The organism is Streptomyces sp. enrichment culture (assembly GCF_964273145.1).
Classification (GTDB): domain Bacteria; phylum Actinomycetota; class Actinomycetes; order Streptomycetales; family Streptomycetaceae; genus Streptomyces.
On record NZ_OZ186873.1, the window covers coordinates 2,256,706 to 2,272,681 of the forward strand.

General features: G+C 76.3%; 13 protein-coding genes and 1 tRNA gene. 9 read left to right on the plus strand and 5 right to left on the minus strand.

The window, feature by feature from the left end; translation table 11 throughout:
* Positions 1-296 precede the first annotated feature (296 nt).
* On the minus strand, positions 297-1,166 hold the full coding sequence (locus ACSU6Z_RS10160) for a spermidine synthase (protein ID WP_437044639.1): 870 nt from the start codon (positions 1,164-1,166) through the stop codon (positions 297-299).
* 75 nt (positions 1,167-1,241) lie between these two features.
* A complete protein-coding gene (locus ACSU6Z_RS10165; RefSeq protein ID WP_437044640.1) occupies positions 1,242-1,679 on the minus strand; it encodes a hypothetical protein in 438 nt (145 codons plus the stop codon).
* A gap of 305 nt (positions 1,680-1,984) precedes the next feature.
* Between ACSU6Z_RS10165 and ACSU6Z_RS10170 the strand changes: the two genes are divergently transcribed.
* Positions 1,985-3,487, plus strand: a complete 1,503-nt coding sequence (locus ACSU6Z_RS10170) for a hypothetical protein (protein WP_437044641.1) — start codon at positions 1,985-1,987, stop codon at positions 3,485-3,487.
* A 245-nt stretch (positions 3,488-3,732) separates the two neighbouring features.
* Here ACSU6Z_RS10170 and ACSU6Z_RS10175 read toward each other — a convergent pair whose 3' ends face one another.
* Positions 3,733-4,332 carry a histidine phosphatase family protein gene (locus tag ACSU6Z_RS10175; RefSeq protein ID WP_437044642.1) on the minus strand — a complete coding sequence of 200 codons (600 nt, stop codon included), beginning with the start codon at positions 4,330-4,332 and terminating at the stop codon, positions 3,733-3,735.
* Between the two features lie 184 nt (positions 4,333-4,516).
* Here ACSU6Z_RS10175 and ACSU6Z_RS10180 point away from each other — a divergent pair, with 184 nt between their 5' ends.
* From ACSU6Z_RS10180 to ACSU6Z_RS10210, 7 genes are all read left to right on the plus strand, one after another.
* Positions 4,517-5,506, plus strand: a complete 990-nt coding sequence (locus tag ACSU6Z_RS10180; RefSeq protein WP_437044643.1) for a phosphatase PAP2 family protein — start codon at positions 4,517-4,519, stop codon at positions 5,504-5,506.
* Complete coding sequence (locus ACSU6Z_RS10185; protein WP_437044644.1) at positions 5,484-6,632, plus strand: hypothetical protein; 1,149 nt, start codon at positions 5,484-5,486, stop codon at positions 6,630-6,632. The genes ACSU6Z_RS10180 and ACSU6Z_RS10185 overlap by 23 nt, the downstream gene beginning before the upstream one ends.
* Complete coding sequence (locus ACSU6Z_RS10190; protein ID WP_437044645.1) at positions 6,623-8,236, plus strand: hypothetical protein; 1,614 nt, start codon at positions 6,623-6,625, stop codon at positions 8,234-8,236. Before ACSU6Z_RS10185 ends, ACSU6Z_RS10190 begins: the two co-directional genes overlap by 10 nt.
* Positions 8,233-9,603 (plus strand): AAA family ATPase, encoded by a 1,371-nt coding sequence (locus tag ACSU6Z_RS10195; RefSeq protein WP_437044646.1) that lies wholly within the window; start codon positions 8,233-8,235, stop codon positions 9,601-9,603. Before ACSU6Z_RS10190 ends, ACSU6Z_RS10195 begins: the two co-directional genes overlap by 4 nt.
* A 207-nt stretch (positions 9,604-9,810) precedes the next feature.
* The gene (locus ACSU6Z_RS10200) at positions 9,811-10,176 is read left to right on the plus strand and encodes a hypothetical protein (RefSeq protein ID WP_437044647.1); all 366 of its coding nucleotides are present in this window, start codon (positions 9,811-9,813) and stop codon (positions 10,174-10,176) included.
* 199 nt (positions 10,177-10,375) lie between these two features.
* A complete protein-coding gene (locus tag ACSU6Z_RS10205) occupies positions 10,376-10,966 on the plus strand; it encodes a bifunctional DNA primase/polymerase (protein ID WP_437044648.1) in 591 nt (196 codons plus the stop codon).
* Positions 10,957-11,030, plus strand: a tRNA-Lys gene (locus ACSU6Z_RS10210). The genes ACSU6Z_RS10205 and ACSU6Z_RS10210 overlap by 10 nt, the downstream gene beginning before the upstream one ends.
* 77 nt (positions 11,031-11,107) lie before the next feature.
* On the opposite strand, the gene ACSU6Z_RS10215 is transcribed toward ACSU6Z_RS10210, so the two are convergent.
* Complete coding sequence (locus ACSU6Z_RS10215; protein ID WP_437044649.1) at positions 11,108-12,481, minus strand: M6 family metalloprotease domain-containing protein; 1,374 nt, start codon at positions 12,479-12,481, stop codon at positions 11,108-11,110.
* Between the two features lie 265 nt (positions 12,482-12,746).
* Here ACSU6Z_RS10215 and ACSU6Z_RS10220 point away from each other — a divergent pair, with 265 nt between their 5' ends.
* Entirely contained in the window at positions 12,747-14,840 is a 2,094-nt protein-coding gene (locus ACSU6Z_RS10220; protein WP_437044650.1) for a putative bifunctional diguanylate cyclase/phosphodiesterase, read from the plus strand.
* Here ACSU6Z_RS10220 and ACSU6Z_RS10225 read toward each other — a convergent pair.
* Positions 14,816-15,916, minus strand: a complete 1,101-nt coding sequence (locus tag ACSU6Z_RS10225) for an LLM class flavin-dependent oxidoreductase (protein WP_437044651.1) — start codon at positions 15,914-15,916, stop codon at positions 14,816-14,818. The genes ACSU6Z_RS10220 and ACSU6Z_RS10225 overlap by 25 nt on opposite strands.
* Positions 15,917-15,976 lie beyond the last annotated feature (60 nt).

The following is a 15,976-nucleotide window of genomic DNA, read 5'->3' on the forward strand; positions in this document are numbered from 1 at the left end:
GGGCGGCGCCCGGGGGATGCCGCCCTCCGCCGCGGGGGCGGGACGGCCGGCCACCCGCGGGCGGGCGCCCGCGGGTGGCCGGCCGTCCCGGGGCGGATCCGCGGCCCCGGCGGCGGGGGCGGGCGCGTGGTGCCCGGCCCGGGTCCGGGTGGAGCCCGCCGCCGGCGCCGAGCGGGTGCCGGTGTTCCGCTCCCGGCACGACGGCCCGCCGCGGGCGGAGACCGGAAGCTGCCGGTCCACCGGAACCGCCGGACCGGCCGGACCGCCCGGCGGTTCGAACCGCCCGGTCCGCCGCGTCAGCGGAACACGGACGGGGGCGGTGCCGGTGACGCCACCGCCGCGGCGTCCGTCACGGGGGCGGCCCCGCCGGCGAAGTCGGTCAGCGCCCTGCCGTGCTCCACGCGCGCGGGGTGGGGGTCGGAGGCGGCGCGGCGGGTCAGTTCGGCGACCGGCAGGGGGCGGTCGGAGGCGACGAGGACGGCGTTGCCGAAGCGCTTGCCGCGCAGCACCGCCGGATCGGCGATCAGCGCCGATTCGGGGAAGCGGGCGGCGACGGTGGCGATCTGCCCGCGCAGGTGCGCCAGCGGCGGGCCGTCGGCGAGGTTGGCGGCGTACACCCCGTCCGGTGCCAGCGCCCGGCGGACCTCGTCCAGGAACTCGGCCGACGTCAGGTGGGCCGGGGTGCGGGCCCCGCCGAACACGTCCGCGATGACCAGGTCCGCCCATCCGTCGGGCACCTTGGCCAGTCCCTCACGGGCGTCGGCGGACCGCACCCGGATGCGGGCGCCCGGGTCCAGCGGCAGCTCCCGGCGGACCAGGCGGACGAGGGCCGCGTCCCGCTCGACGGCCTGCTGGGTGGAGCGGGGGCGGGTGGCGGCGACGTAACGGGCGAGCGTGAGGGCGCCACCGCCGAGGTGCACGGCGCGGACGGGCCTGCCCGGCGGGGCGACGAGGTCGATGACGTGTCCCAGGCGGCGCTGGTACTCGAACGAGAGGTACGCCGGGTCGTCGAGGTCGACGTGCGACTGCGGTGCCCCGTCGATCAGCAGCGTCCAGGCCCGCGGCCGGTCCCGGTCCGGTACGAGTTCGGCGACCCCGCCGTCGACGTGCTCGACGACGGTCTCCGCCGCGCTCCGCCCGCGCCGGGCGTTCCTGGACTTTCCCATCAGGCCATTATCGGACCGGGCGCCCGTGCCCGGCGGCCGGGCACCGGCGTACGGCGGCCCGCCCGGTCGCGGCGCTCAGCAGCAGCCGTCCGCCGCCGCGATCAGCCGGGCCGCCTCCCCGAGGGCGGCCCGCAGCACGGCCGGGTCGGTCGCCGGGTCGGCCTCGCCGGGCGGCAGCAGCCAGCCGGAGCCCTCCGGCGGTGGCACGGGGGGCAGACCGAGGCCGCGGCCGTCGGTCCCGGTACAGGTGCTCCCGGGGACGTCCCACGCGGCGGCCGTGCCCGGCGGCACCAGGAAGCCCAGGGTGCCGCGGCCGTCGTCGTGCAGGACGGGACCGACCGCGTCGCCGGCGCCGCGTCGCAGGATGTCGACCGCCTCCAGCCCCTGGCGCGTCGGCACGGTCACGACGTCGCAGGCCGCTTCCGCGCACGGGGGTGCGCCGCCGTGCGCAGCGGACGCGCGTCCCGCCGCCGACGGCGGTCTGCGAAGGTCGTCGATCCGGCTGGTCTCCATCCCGGCCTCCACCTCAAAACCCCTTCTCGGTCGAGCGGTCGGGAGTCGGGGGCCTCCCGGTCCACGGGGTTCAACGTCTCGGGGCGTCAACGGCTACGGGACAATTCCGCCACAAAGGATGGCACTTCATGGCAGATGACGGACGAGACGCGCGGTTCACCGTCAAACCCCGCGTAGCGACCCCGTCACAGCGGATACCTTCGTGCCCCGCCGGAATCGGGACATCCACGGGCGACCGGCCCGCCGTGGCCCCGGGCCGTCCCGGATCCGGCGCGGTTCGACGGTTCGCACGAGAGGACCCGGCCATGGCGTCGTCCACGGTGACCTCCGGCCGGCCCGGCCGGCCACCGCAGCCGAACCTCGCCTTCCGGCGGTTACGCGGGCAGCGCTCGCCGGCGGAGTTCGCGGCGGCGGTCCGCCGGGCCGCCCGGGAGATCGGCGAGCGGGTCGGCTGCGACGCGCGGTACATCGGCCGGGTCGAGTCGGGCGAGATCCGCTGCCCCAACTACGCGTACGAACGGGTGTTCCTATACATGTTCCCCGGCCGCACGCTCACCGATCTGGGGTTCGCCCCCCGCTCGTCCGTCCGCGGGCGCCGCGCGCGCACCGGCGACGCGCCCTCGCCGCCCACCGCCGCCGCGGCGCGGACCGGCGACGGGACGCAGGCCCCGTGCGACGCGTGCGCCCCGCCCCGGCCGTCCGGCCCCGGCCGTCCGCACGGCCCCCGTCATCCGTACGACACACACGACGACCACGAGGAGGGCGACGTGCTGCGTCGCGCGTTCATGACCGGCGGGGGCGCCACGGTGGCCGCCGCCTCCCTGGGCCCCCTGGGACTCGCCTTCGACGCCGCGGCGGCCCGGCGGCCCGGGCGCCGGGCCGGGGCGAGCGACGCGGGCGCGCTCGAGGAGACCGTTCGCCGGATCCGGCTGCTCGACGACCGCCACGGCGCCGGCGGCCTGCACCGGCGTGCGGCGGCCCCGCTGCGCGCCGCGTACGCGCTGCTGGACGCCGGGGCGACCCGGCAGGCGACGGCGGACCGGCTCGCCGCGAGCGCCGGCGAACTGGCCCTCTCCGTGGGCTGGCTGGCACACGACTCCGGCCGGTTCCCCGACGCCCGCTCCCACTACGCGGAAGCCCTGGCGACCGCCCGGACCACCGGGGACGCGGCCCTGGAGGCACACGCCTTCTGCAACACGGCGTTCCTCGCGCGGGACGCGGGCCGGCCGCGCGAGGCGGTCCGGGCGGCGCAGGCCGCGCAGCACGTCGCCCGCTCCCTCGGCTCCGCCCGTCTGCTGTCCCTGCTCGCGCTGCGCGAGGCGGGCGGCTGGGCGGGGCTCGGCGACCGCGCCGCCTGCGCGCAGGCGCTGGCCCGCGCGCGGACCCTCCACGAGCGGGGCCCCCGCGACGCCGATCCCGAGTGGATGAGCTTCTACGGGGATGCCGAGCTGGAAGGGCTGGAGGCGCAGTGCTGGTCGGCGCTGGGCGAGTGGGCACGGGCGGCGCGGCACGCGGAGCGGGCCGCCGGTCTGCAGGACCCGCACTTCACGCGGAACATCGCGCTGTACACCGCCGAACTGGCGGACGACCTGGCCAGGGACGGGCGGCCGGACGAGGCGGCGGCGGCCGGGACGCGGGTGCTGGGCCTGCTGGAGGAGGTCCAGTCCTCGCGCGTGCACACGATGCTGGCGGGCACGGCGCGGCGGCTGCTGCCGCACCGGCGCGCTCCCGGCGTGGCGGCGTTCCTGGACCGGTGCGCGGCACGGGCGGAGGCGGGGGCGAAGGCGGAGGGACGGGGACGGGTGTGAGGGGCGCCGGGTGAGGGCCGGGGTCCGGCGAGCCGGGTCCGGCGGGGACGGCGCCCGGCGGGGACCCGGACCCGGCAGGGGCCGTACTCCGGCGCGGACGCGCGGACCCGCCCGGGGCCGAGCGAGCCGTGCGAGCCGTGCGGGCCGGCCGCGGCGGGCAGGCGGCGGCCCCGGCGGCGTACGGCCCCTCCACGGGATCCCGCCTCGGAGCCGGGTCCCCCGGCAGGCCCCGCCCCAGGGCCCGGTCACTCCCCGGCCAGGTGCCCCAGGTCGTTCCAGCTCTCGATCGCCGGTTCCCCGTACGCCCAGCCCAGGACCGACAGGGACGTCGGGTTGAGCCGGATGCGCGCCGCGAAGTCGAGCGGCAGGCCCAGCCACCGCGCGCCGATCGACCGCAGGATGTGGCCGTGGGCGAAGACCAGGACGTCACGGTCCCGCTCGCGCGCCCACGCGACCACCTCGTCGGCGCGCGCGGCGACGTCCGCCGGCGTCTCGCCCTCGGGGACGCCGTCGCGCCAGATCAGCCAGCCGGGGCGGACGGCCTGGATCTCGGCCGGGGTCATGCCCTCGTAGGCGCCGTAGTCCCACTCCATCAGCGTGTCCCACAACCGGGCGCGGTCGCCGAAGCCGGCGAGCTCGCACGTCTCGCGCGCGCGGGAGAGCGGGCTGGTGCGGACCTCGACGTCCGGCAGGCCGTCGAGGGGCGCCCGGTGCAGTCGCTCGCCCAGCAGCTTGGCGCCGCGGCGGCCCTCCTCCAGGAGCGGCACATCGGTCCTGCCGGTGTGTCTGCCGGACAGCGACCACTCCGTCTGTCCGTGCCGGGCCAGCAGGATGCGCGGTGCCATGGGGGGCCTTTCCGGGTGGATCTCGGGCGGACCCTTCCATCATCGCGCACGTCGCGCACGGGCAACCCGGCGGGTGATCCCGACGTCTATCCGGGCCGGGGGCGCTCCGGGAAAGGGGCGCCCGTACGCCGTAGAGTGGCACGGCCGGTCCGCCGGGCACGTGGGAGAAGGGGAGGGCGATCGGATGCCGCACGCCGAGACACCGGACACCGGAGCCGTCCCGGCCGCCCGGCCCCGCTGGTGGACCGAACTGCCGCTGATCGTCCTCGTGTACGCCTGCTACTCGGCGGGCCGGCTCCTCGTGGGCGGCGACGTCGCCGACGCCGTCGGCCACGGCCTGGCGATCCTGCGCGTCGAACAGGCGCTGCGCCTCGACGCGGAACATCCGCTGAATCGTCTCTTCACGCGTGAGCCCTGGCTCGGCGTACCGGCCGACTTCTGGTACGCGTCGCTGCACTACCTGGTCACGCCCGCGATCCTGGTATGGGTCTTCCGTTCGCGCACCGCGCACTACCGCGCCGCCCGCACCTGGCTGATGACGTCCACCTTCATCGGCCTGATCGGCTTCACGCTGCTGCCGACCTGCCCGCCCCGCCTCCTCGGCGCCGGTCACGGCTTCGTCGACACGATGGCCCACTACAGCGCCTACGGCTGGTGGGGAGGCGAGGCGAGCGCGCCGCGCGGGCTGGGCGGGATGACCAACCAGTACGCGGCGATGCCGAGCCTGCACGTGGGCTGGGCGCTGTGGTGCGGGGTGGTGCTGTGGCGGTACGGGGGGACGCGCGCGGCGAAGGCGGCCGGTGTCGTCTATCCGCTGGTGACGACCGTGGTGGTCATGGGCACGGCCAACCACTATCTGCTCGACGCGGTGGCGGGCGCGGCCGTGATGGGACTGGGCCTGCTGCTGGCGCCGCGGGTGACGCGGTGCGCGGACCGGGCCAGGGCGTGGGCCACCGCCCGGGTCGCCCCGGGCGCGAGCACCGCCCCCGGCACGAAGGCCACCCCGGTCGCGGGCGCCTCGAGGGACGCGAAGTCCCCGAATGTCAGTGGTGGATGCCAGACTTCCGCGGGTGAGCGAATTCCACGGCAGCGCGAGCAGCGGTTCCCGGCACCGGCCGGACCCGGCACCTCTCCCGCGGACGCGGGGGGCGGTGCTCCGGCACCGGTTCGCTGAGCTGCGCGGTCCCGACGTACCGGCCAAGGCGCTGGACGCGCGCGCCCTGGCCGCCCTCGCCGCGAACCCCGGGTGCCGGCGGCGCGCGCTCCTGGACGGCGCCGGGGTGGACAAGGCGGCGCTGGCGAGCGCGCTGGGCTCGCCGTCGGCCTTCGGGCAGTCACAGTTCGCGTTCATGCGGGGCAACGCGTTCGAGGCGCGGGTCAAGGCGGACGGCGGCGCGGAGTTGCTGCGGCTCGCGCACGAGCGGCTGGACCCGGGCGCCGAGCCGCCCGCGCGGGCGCAGGTGCCCGACCTGTCCGCGGCCGGCCCGCAGGGCCGCGTGGCGCGTACGGCGCTGGCGCTGCGCGAGGCGGCCGGGTCGGGCGGGTGGACCCTGCTGGACCATCCCCTGCTGGTGCTGGAGGTCGCCGGTTCCCCCGCCTTCCTGGAACCGGACGCGGTGGTCGTGCACCCCGACGGAAGCTGGACGGTCGTCGAGATCAAGTCCTTCCCGATGCTGGACGGCGCCGCGGATCCGGCGAAGGTCGGCGCCGCGGCACGCCAGGCGGCGGTGTACGTGCTGGCGCTGGAGGAGGTGGCCGCCCGCCTCGCCCGGGAGGGCGCGTCCCCGCGGGTGCGCCACCGGGTGCTGCTGGTCTGCCCCAGGGACTTCTCCAACCTGCCCACCGCCTCCGCCGTCGACGTGCGCAGGCAGCGCGCGGTGACTGCCCGTCAACTGAGCCGTCTCACACGCGTGGAGGAGATCGCCGACACCCTGCCCGAGGGCACCTGCTTCTCCCCCGAACTGCCGGTGGAGGAGCTGACGGCCGCGGTCGAGGCGGTCCCGGCGGCGTACGCGCCCGAGTGCCTGTCCGCCTGCGACCTCGCCTTCCACTGCCGCGCCCGCGCCCGCGAGGGCGGCGCGGTGACCGCCCTCGGCCGCCCGGTCCGCGCCGAGCTGGGCGGGTTGTCCTCGGTCGAGGACGTCCTCGCGGCGGCCCGCGGGGAGGCCGGCGACCCGGACGATCCGGCGGTGGCGGCGCTGCGCCGCGCGGCGGCCCTGCGGGCGGAGGCGCTGGACGCCGCCCGCGCGCGGACGCTCCCGGCCCCTTCCGCCGGACCGGAGGCGGCCCTGTGTCGCTGATCACCACCCTCGCCCGGCTGGAGGCGGTGCGCGCCGGGCGGGCCCAGCCCGCCGCCACGGTCCGGCACCGGCACCTGTCCGACCGGCCGCTGGTGTTCGTGCCGCTGACCACCGCCGGGGAGGCCGGCGCCCCGCTCGGCGCGCTGGTCGGCACCGACCGGGACGCCCCGCGCCTGCTGGTGGTGCCGCAGCCGCGCGACCGCGACCTCAGGTTCGCGTTCCTGGCCGAACTGGCGGACGTCGTCCTGCCGTACGTGGAGTCGTACGCGGACTGCGTGGAGGCCGCCGCGCGGACCGAGACCGACCCGGAGACCGGCAAACGGGTCAAGGTCGAGGCCGAGTTGTGCGCGGACGCCGCGCAACTGCTCGTGCCGAGCCGCGCGGGCGTCGACTTCGTACGGCTGCTGGGCCGCTCGATGCGTTTCCGGCGGACGGCGGAGCAGGATCCGCAGGCGCCCTACCCGGCGCCGCCGCGGGTCCCGCTGCTCGGGCGGTGGCTGACCCACTACGGGGAGCGGGCCCGCGTACCGGGCTCGTCGCTGCTGCTGGCCATGACGGACCTGCTGGGCCGGCACTGGGCGACCGGGCAGTCCTCGCTGGAGGACCAGCACCTGGGGGCGCTGCTGGCCTGGATCGACCCGCCCGAGGGGAGGTCCGGCGCCGAGGCGGCGCTGCGGGCCGAGCTCGCGCGGGACGCCGCCGGCCAGTTGCTGTGCCCGCCCGCGGGCCCGGCCACCGACCCGGCGTTCGACAACAGGCTGCTGGCCCCCGCCATCGAGCGCTACGACCGGGCCCGTACGGCACTGGCCGCCGCCGAGGACGGTCTGGAGGCGGACGAGCGGCTCGGTGCCGTCACCGCCGCCGAGCGGGAGATCCGCGCCCTGGTCGAGAGCCGGACGCGGCCCACGTGGGACGCGGTGTGGCGGGGTGTGGACCTGCTGCGGGCCCTGCCGCCGGGGGCGCACGTCGAGGAGCGGTGGACGCGCGACCGCTGGTCGTTCACCGGGCACCGCGACCGCGTCGCCGCCGGGGAGCCCCCGCAGCCGCGCCGCGACGACGCGGTCACCGCCGCGAACAAGCTGGCCACGCGGGAGCGCGAGCAGGCCCGGCTGGATGCGCAGGAGGCGCTGGACGACCCGCTGGTGATGGCCGGCCGGCGGCTGGCCGGGGAGGCGTTCGCCGGTGAGGTCACGGACGTCGTCATGGCGTACGGCGAGGGCCGGCGGCCCAGCCCGCGCCCGCTGGTCACCGTGCGCACGGACGACCGGCCGCAGCTGAGCGAGCGGACGAAGGTGTACCGGTCGCTGGGCGGCAGGCCGCAGGCGGCCGAGTTCGTGGAGTTCGCGGAGTGCGACGGGCGGGGCGGGGGCGGCGTGGGCGTCGTCCTGCGGATCCTCGACAAGATGGGCCGGGGCAAGGAGCCCGAGGCCGGGAGCGTGCCCGAGAAGGGCGACCGGGTGTGCTTCACGCTCTTCGAGCACGAGCAGCGGGGCGGCGCGAGGCTGCCCGACCCGGAACAGACCCCGTGGACGCACGGCGGACCGCCCGGTGAGCGGACCGCGCCCGAAGCGGCCGACCCCGTGACGGAGGAGGACCTCCTGTGACCACCGAGACCGTCCTCGCCACCGCTCCCGGCGCCGGCGCCGGCTTCGATCCGGGCGCGGAGGCCGCCCGTGCCACGGAGGCGATCCTCCGCGACACCCTGCACGGCGCCGAGCGCGGCGTCGTCGTCGACTCCCCGCCCGGCGCCGGGAAGTCCACGCTGGTGGTGCGGGCGGCGCTGGAGCTGGCCGAGGCCGGACGCCCGCTGATGGTGGTGGCGCAGACCAACGCCCAGGTCGACGACCTGGTGCTGCGGCTCGCCGAGAAGAACCCCGACCTGCCGGTGGGCCGGCTGCACAGCAGCGACGCCGACCCCTACGACAAGGCGCTGGACGCCCTGCCGAACGTCCGCACGTCGGCGAAGGCCGCCGGCCTCGCCGGGCTGCCCGTCGTGTTGTCCACGGCCGCCAAGTGGGCGCACGTGAAGGTGGACGAGCCGTGGCGGCACGCCATCGTCGACGAGGCCTACCAGATGCGCTCGGACGCGCTGCTCGCCGTGGCCGGATTGTTCGAGCGGGCGCTGTTCGTGGGCGACCCGGGCCAGCTGGACCCGTTCTCGATCGTGGGCGGCGAGCAGTGGGCGGGCCTGTCGTACGACCCGTCGGCCTCCGCCGTCACCACCCTGCTCGCGCACAACCCGGGCCTGCCGCAGCACCGGCTGCCGGTGTCGTGGCGGCTCCCGGCGTCCGCCGCGCCGCTGGTGTCGGACGCCTTCTACCCGTACACGCCGTTCCGCAGCGGCACCGGCCACGGCGACCGGCGCCTGGCCTTCGCCGTCCCCGCCGACGGCTCCGGACCGGACCGGGTGATCGACGAGGCCGCCGCCTGCGGCTGGGGCCTGCTGGAGCTGCCGCCGCGGCACACCCCCCGCACCGACCCGGAGGCGGTGCGGGCGGTGGCGACGGTGGTCCGCCGCCTCCTGGACCGGGGCGGCGCGGCGACCTCCGAGCGCTCCCCCGAACCGGCGCCCCTGACCGCCGGACGCATCGCCGTCGGCACCGCGCACCGCGACCAGGCGGCGGCGGTGCGGGCCGCGCTGGCGGAGCTGGGCGTCACCGGCGTCACCGTCGACACGGCCAACCGGCTGCAGGGCCGCGAGTACGACGTGACGGTCGTCCTGCACCCGCTGTCCGGCCGCCCCGACGCCACCGCCTTCCACCTGGAGACCGGCCGCCTGTGCGTGCTGGCCTCCCGCCACCGGCACGCGTGCATCGTGGTGTGCCGGGCCGGGGTGGACGAACTGCTGGACGACTACCCGTCGACGGAGCCGGTGCGGCTGGGGACGGTCGTGAAGTTCCCGGACGGCTGGGAGGCCAACCACGCGGTCCTGGCCCACCTGGCGGAACACCGGGTGCCCTGGCGTCCGTGACCGTCGCGCCGCCGGGCGCGGCGGTCACGGGACCGGCCGGCGGGACGCCGTGCCGTCCGGCCGCCGCGCACCCCGCGCCACGGGGACGCGCCCGCGCCCCTGGGCCCCCTTGCGCGGGCGCGGGACAATGGACGGTGGCCCACCGCCCCGAAGGGCGCCCCCCGCTCGCGGGGAGGGGCCGTCCACGACGTACGAGGAGGAGAAGACATGGCGGAGCCCACGCCGCGTCGCAACGAACCGCGGCTACGCCCCGCGCCCCTGCTTTTCGAGCCCGCGGAGGCGGGCGCGGACCCGGAACACTTCTTCGACCTGGAGTCGATGGACGACCCCCGGGCGCTGCTGGCCCGCGCGACGGAGCTGACGCAGGCGTTCCGCGCGGCGGCGGACCGGGCGATGGAGTTCCAGGCGGTCGCGGCGGCGCAGCTCGCCGACCCCCGGCGGTTCGACCGGCTGACCACGGCGGACATCGCCGAGCGGGCCGACTGGACCGAGGACTACGCCAAGAAGATGGTCGAGTTCGGACGCAACCTGCTGCGCGGCGGGGAGGGCCCGCACCACACCGACCGGGCGTGACCGCGCCTCCCCGCGGGGCCCGGCGTTCCCGTCCTCCCTTCAGTCCCCCTGTTTCCCGTCCCCGTCCCCGCCAGGGGCCGGCGGTCCAGGGCGGCCCGGCATATGCCAAGCGGGCAGGTTACTCCGCCCGGGTCCACCCTGTCCCGAATTTCTGCGACTCTGCGGAACAGAGCGCTCACGGGCTGTAGACCTGACATCCATGAGCAGCACACCGCACATCTCGGACGTCACCACGGCCGGCGCCGCCTGGCTGGCCTCGGCGGGCACCTACCCCCGCAGCACGCTCGCGCTCTGGGAGGAGCAGCCGGACGCGCCCGTGGTACTGCCCTGCGGCTCCGCCTTCGACGTCGTCAGCGCCCCCGCCGTCTTCGGGCGCCGGATGCTGGACCGGCTGTGGGAGGAGGGCCCCGGCTCGGGGCCGGTGGCGGAGTTCCGGGGCCGCACCCTGCTCTTCTCGACGCCGGGCACGGCCCAGCGGCTGCCCTCGCTGCTGGAGTGGGAGGAGTGGGGCGCCCGCGGCCGGGGCGGCGGACGCGCGGACGCGGTGCCGCCGCTGCTGTGCCACGGCACCGGTGACGCGGTGACCGTCCCGTCACTGCACGGCGCCGGCTCCCCCGCCCGCTCCGGCTCCCGCTGGCTGGTCGCGCCGGACACCCGGCACCCCTGGCTGCCGGGCCCGGAGGTGCTGCTGTGGGCGGCCGTGCGGGCGGCCCGGACGGCCGTGCGGATCTCGATTTCTCCTCCCGCCGACCAGGGTGCTAAGGTCTACGACGTCAGCAGGCGCCGCTAGCTCAGTTGGTTAGAGCAGCTGACTCTTAATCAGCGGGTCCGGGGTTCGAGTCCCTGGCGGCGCACCGACACGGAGAAGCCCCTCGCGCGAGCGGGGGGCTTCTCGCGTAGCCACCCGGCCGTACCGGTCACCGGTCACCGGTCACCCGGCGGTGATCTTCACCGTCCACGCCCCCGCCGCCGTCCGTCCCTCCGCCTCCACCCGCACGCCCTCCCCCGGCACCGTGAAGCTCTCCCCGAGGGCGACGGGCGCGTCCGCGAGCGGCGGGTAGACGGAGCCCTCCCAGCACGCCTCCGTCCGCGGATGGGCGTCGATCACCTCGACCGGCCCGCCGCCGGACGCGGCGCCGCCGCGCACCCGGTACACCAGCACCCCGGCCTCGCAGGCCGCCGTGTCGTTGCCGACCGGCCCGCGCACCTCGAAGGCGAGGACGCTGTCGGCGCCGGTGCGGACGACCGCCAGCTTCACGCCGCGGCCGAGGCCGAAGGACGGCATCCCCGCGGCACCGGTCACCGGCACCCCGGGCCCCGCCCCCAGCGGCTCCAGCGTCAGCCGGGCCGGCCTCGGACCCGCCACGCACACCACCTGGCGCGGCTGGAGCCAGCCCAGCTTCCACTTGTGCCAGCCGAACAGGTCGGGCGCCAGCCCGAACTGGCTGCCCATCAGGTCCCAGTCGCCGACGTGGGTGTCCCAGTCGCCCTTGCCGTCGACGGGCCGGTGGTACAGGTCGGGCAGGTCGAAGACGTGACCGGTCTCGTGGGCCAGCACCAGCCGGTCCGGCGGGTGGTTCTCGAAGACGGTGACCACCCGCCGGATGGCGGTGCCGTCGGCCCGCAGCGGGGTGTCCAGGTTGACGACCTTCGTGGCGTCCGAGTCCACGCCGGGCGCGTCCGGGTCGGCGACGAAGTACACGATGTCGTAGCGGGAGAAGTCGACGTGCGCGTCGGCGGCGGTGAGCGCGTCGCGCAGGTAGGCGGCCCGGTTCTCGGCGTGCCAGTCCCGCTGTATGGCGTACTCCGTCGACGGCCGCGGCATGCCGATCCAGTGCCGCAGCGGGTGCGGGCGCAGCGTGAACTGCCCGTAGGAGGCCCGCTGGAAGAAGCGGGTGGTGGCCGGGAAGTGGTCGGCGGCCAGTTCGCGCGGGCTGGTCAGGGGCTGGGAGTCGGGGAAGGAGAGGAACACCATCACCGCGTCGAGTCCGCGGACCGGCCGCGGATAGGAGGGGTTCCAGGTGTCCAGGCCCTCCGAGTGGTGCGCCTCGGTGCGCTCCAGGGCGCAGGGCGCCGGGGAGAACGGCTCGGCGACCGAGGGGGCGGTCACCAGGGAGGTCGCGACGAGCGCCGCCATGGTGGTGCACACGGCCGCCGTACTGCGCAGCCGGGACCGGGAGCCTGCCCGGCGACGCCGCGCGCCGGGCCCCTCGAGGGCCTCGCGGGGAAGTCGCCTCAGGGGGTACGGGCGCGGCACAAGGACCTCCGGACGGGGTTCACGGGACACCACATCCAGCTTGTGCATATTTGTCGGATTACGCCCTGTTCGTCTGCACCGGACGGGTGAGCGTGCCGAAATTTCCGAGGGAGTCGAAACCCCGGGGCGCTCACTGAACGTCACAACTGGTCGGGGGCGTGAAGAACCCGTCCAGGTACGCGCAGAAACGATCTGCCGGAACGGGCGGCCGGCCCGGAATGCCGAATTGCGGCTGGAAGGGCCCTGGACCAGCCTCTATGATCGGCACACTTTCCTGCACGGACAGAGATCGAGTGCACTGCGGGAGCGAGCGGTGAGCGGAACGTCCGAAGGGCCGACGCCCGCGGCAGACCTCATCCGGTCAGCCGTCACAGAGAGTGACAACAGTACGGCTCCGGGTGCCGGGCCGGCGGCGTACGGGAGTCCCGGCGCCGGGCCGCTCGCCCACGGCACCCTCGGCAGGGACCTGCCGGCGTTCGACGCCGCCACCACCGCCACCACCGCCGCCGCCACCGCCGTCACCGCCGTCACCACCGGGTCACCGCCCCTCGGTCTCCCCGCCACCGAACCCCCGCCGCCCCTCGGCACCCCCGCCTCCCCCGGCGCCCCGGCCACCCCCGAGGTCCCCGCCCCGGCCACCCGCGCCGGTGAGCCGCTCCCCTACCGCTCCGCCTTCGCGGCCGCCCCGCTCGCCATGGCCCTCGTCGACCGCGAGGGTCTGGTCGTCAGCGCCAACGAGGCACTCGCCGCGCTGCTCGGCGCCGGACCCGAAGCACTCGCCGGCCGCGCCGCCGCCGACCTGGTGGACCTCGCCTCCGACACGCGCACCTGGCACGCCTACCGCGAGGTGCTGCGCGGCAGGAGGAACGGACTGCGCTGCGCCCGGCGCCTGAAACGCCCCGACGGCCGGACGCTGTGGGCGCGGATCACCGTGGCGCCGCTGGCGGAAGGGGCCCCCGGTCTGCTGCTGTCCGTCGCCGACATCAGCGCCCGGCGCGAACTCCAGGGCCGGCTGCGCCACTTGCGCATGCACGACCCGGTGACCCGGCTGCCCAACCGCACCCTGTTCTTCGAGCGCCTGACGGCCGTACTGGAGGCGGAGTCGTACGAGCGGGGCGACACCGGCCGGATCGGCCTGTGCTACCTGGACCTGGACGGCTTCAAGGCCGTCAACGACACCCTCGGGCACCGCGTCGGGGACCGGCTGCTGGCCGCCGTCGCCGAACGCCTCACGCGCTGCGCCGAGGAGGCCGGCGGTGCCCGGGCCGACGGCGCCCCGCTGGTGGCCCGGCTCGGCGGCGACGAATTCGCCCTGCTGGTCGAGAACTCCACCGGCACCGAGCAGCTCACCGACCTCGCCGAGTCGGTGCTGACCTCCCTTCAGGAGCCGTTCGACCTCGCGGACCGGCGGCTGTCGGTCTCGGCGTCGATCGGCGTCGTGGAACGCCATGCCGCCGGGACGACCGCCACCGCGCTGATGCAGGCCGCCGACACGACCCTGTACTGGGCGAAGGCCGACGGCAAGGCGCGCTGGACGCTGTTCGACCCCGAGCGCAACGCCCACCGCATGACCCGGCAGGCGCTCGCCTCCACGCTCCGCCCGGCCATCGAGCGGGGCGAGTTCACCCTGGAGTACCAGCCGCTGGTGGGCATGGAGGACGGCCGGGTGCACGGCGTCGAGGCGCTGATCCGCTGGGAACATCCTCAGTTCGGCATACTGGCGCCGAATCGGTTCATCACATTGGCCGAGGAGGACGGATCGATCGTCCCGCTGGGCCGCTGGGTGCTGCGCACGGCCTGCCGGCAGGCCCGCCGCTGGCAGCTGGACCACCCGGACGAGGCGCCGATCTTCGTCAGCGTGAACGTGGCGGTGCGCCAGGTCTGGGACTCCGACCTGGTGGCCGACGTGGCCGACGTGCTCGCCGAGACGGACCTCGCGCCGCACCTGCTCCAGCTGGAGCTGACGGAGTCGGCGGTGATGGGCTCGGCGGGCCGCCCGCTCCAGGCACTGAAGGCGCTGAGCGACATGGGCGTGCGCATCGCCATCGACGACTTCGGCACCGGCTACTCCAACCTCGCCTACCTCAGCCGTCTGCCGGTGTCCGTCCTGAAGCTGGACGGCTCCTTCGTCCGCGGCTTCCAGTACGACAAGCGCGAGGCCCGCGAGGAGGGGGACGCCGCCGCCGACGAGGTGATCGTCGAGGCGATGGTGCAGCTCGCCCACCGGCTCGGCCTGACCGTCACCGCCGAGTGCGTGGAGACGTCGGCGCAGGCCACGCGCCTGCGCCGGATCGGCTGCGACACCGGTCAGGGCTGGCTGTACTCCCGTCCGGTGCCGCCGGAGCGCATCCCCGAGCTGCTGGGACCGCCCGGGGCCGGGGTTCAGGCGGGCGTCGGGAACCCGTAGGCGTCGGCGATCAGCTCGTAGGAACGCAGGCGCACGTCGCCGCCGTGCGCGTTGGCGGTGATCATCAGCTCGTCGGCGCCGGTGCGCTTCTGCAGGTCGTCGAGGCCGGCGCGGACCGCGTCGGCGGTGCCGTGGATGACGTTGGCGTTCCAGGAGTCGACGAACTCCCGCTCCATGGGGCTGAAGTCGTACGCCTCCGCCTCCTGAGGCGTCGGCACGAGACCGGGGCGGCCGGTGCGCAGCCGCACCATGTTCAGCGCGGCGGCCATCACCTGCCGCCGGGCCTCCTTCTCCTCGTCGGCGGCGAGCGCGGAGACGCCGATGAGGGCGTACGGCCGGTCGAGGACCTCGCTGGGCCGGAAGGACTCCCGGTACAGGTCCAGGGCCGGGAGGGTGTTCTGCGCCGAGAAGTGGTGGGCGAAGGCGAAGGGCAGCCCGAGCGCGCCGGCGAGGCGGGCGCTGAACCCGGAGGAGCCCAGCAGCCAGATCGGCGGGCGGTGCGGCGACTGCACGCCGCCCGGGGAGGTCGCCTGCACCGGGCCGGGGACGGCGTGGATGCGGCGGTAGGGGTGCCCGTCGGGGAACTCGTCGTCCAGGAACCGGGTCAGCTCCACCAGCTGCTGCGGGAACTCGTCGGCGCCCTCGTGGAGCCGTTCGGTGCGGCGCAGGGCGGCGGCGGTGGCGCCGTCCGTGCCGGGGGCCCGGCCGAGGCCGAGGTCGATCCGCCCGGGAGCCATCGCCTCCAGCGTGCCGAACTGCTCCGCGATGACGAGCGGGGCGTGGTTGGGCAGCATCACGCCGCCCGAGCCGAGCCGGATGCGCTCGGTGTGCGCGGCGAGGTACGCCAGGATCACGGCCGGTGAGGAGGAGGCCACACCGGGCATGGAGTGGTGCTCGGCGACCCAGTACCGGTGGAAGCCGCGGGCCTCGGTGAGGCGGGCCATGTCCACGCTGGTGCGCAGCGCGTCGGTGGCGGTCCGGCCGGCACCGACGGTGACCAGGTCCAGGACGGACAGCGGGACGGGGGCGGTGCCCTGGGTCGTCCCCCGGATCTCGTCTACGGCGTCTGCGGCCACGGTGGGGTGCCTCCTGATTCGTACGACGTTCGCCGAGCCGACAACAGGAGACGGTCCCCG

What these genes read in the sequence shown, in the direction of transcription:
- ACSU6Z_RS10160 (WP_437044639.1), bottom strand. Translation starts at nt 1,166, where the DNA reads ATGGGAAAGTCCAGGAACGCCCGGCGCGGGCGGAGCGCGGCGGAGACC.
- ACSU6Z_RS10165 (WP_437044640.1), bottom strand. Translation starts at nt 1,679, where the DNA reads ATGGAGACCAGCCGGATCGACGACCTTCGCAGACCGCCGTCGGCGGCG.
- ACSU6Z_RS10170 (WP_437044641.1), top strand. Translation starts at nt 1,985, where the DNA reads ATGGCGTCGTCCACGGTGACCTCCGGCCGGCCCGGCCGGCCACCGCAG.
- ACSU6Z_RS10175 (WP_437044642.1), bottom strand. Translation starts at nt 4,332, where the DNA reads ATGGCACCGCGCATCCTGCTGGCCCGGCACGGACAGACGGAGTGGTCG.
- ACSU6Z_RS10180 (WP_437044643.1), top strand. Translation starts at nt 4,517, where the DNA reads ATGCCGCACGCCGAGACACCGGACACCGGAGCCGTCCCGGCCGCCCGG.
- ACSU6Z_RS10200 (WP_437044647.1), top strand. Translation starts at nt 9,811, where the DNA reads ATGGCGGAGCCCACGCCGCGTCGCAACGAACCGCGGCTACGCCCCGCG.
- ACSU6Z_RS10205 (WP_437044648.1), top strand. Translation starts at nt 10,376, where the DNA reads ATGAGCAGCACACCGCACATCTCGGACGTCACCACGGCCGGCGCCGCC.
- ACSU6Z_RS10215 (WP_437044649.1), bottom strand. Translation starts at nt 12,481, where the DNA reads ATGCACAAGCTGGATGTGGTGTCCCGTGAACCCCGTCCGGAGGTCCTT.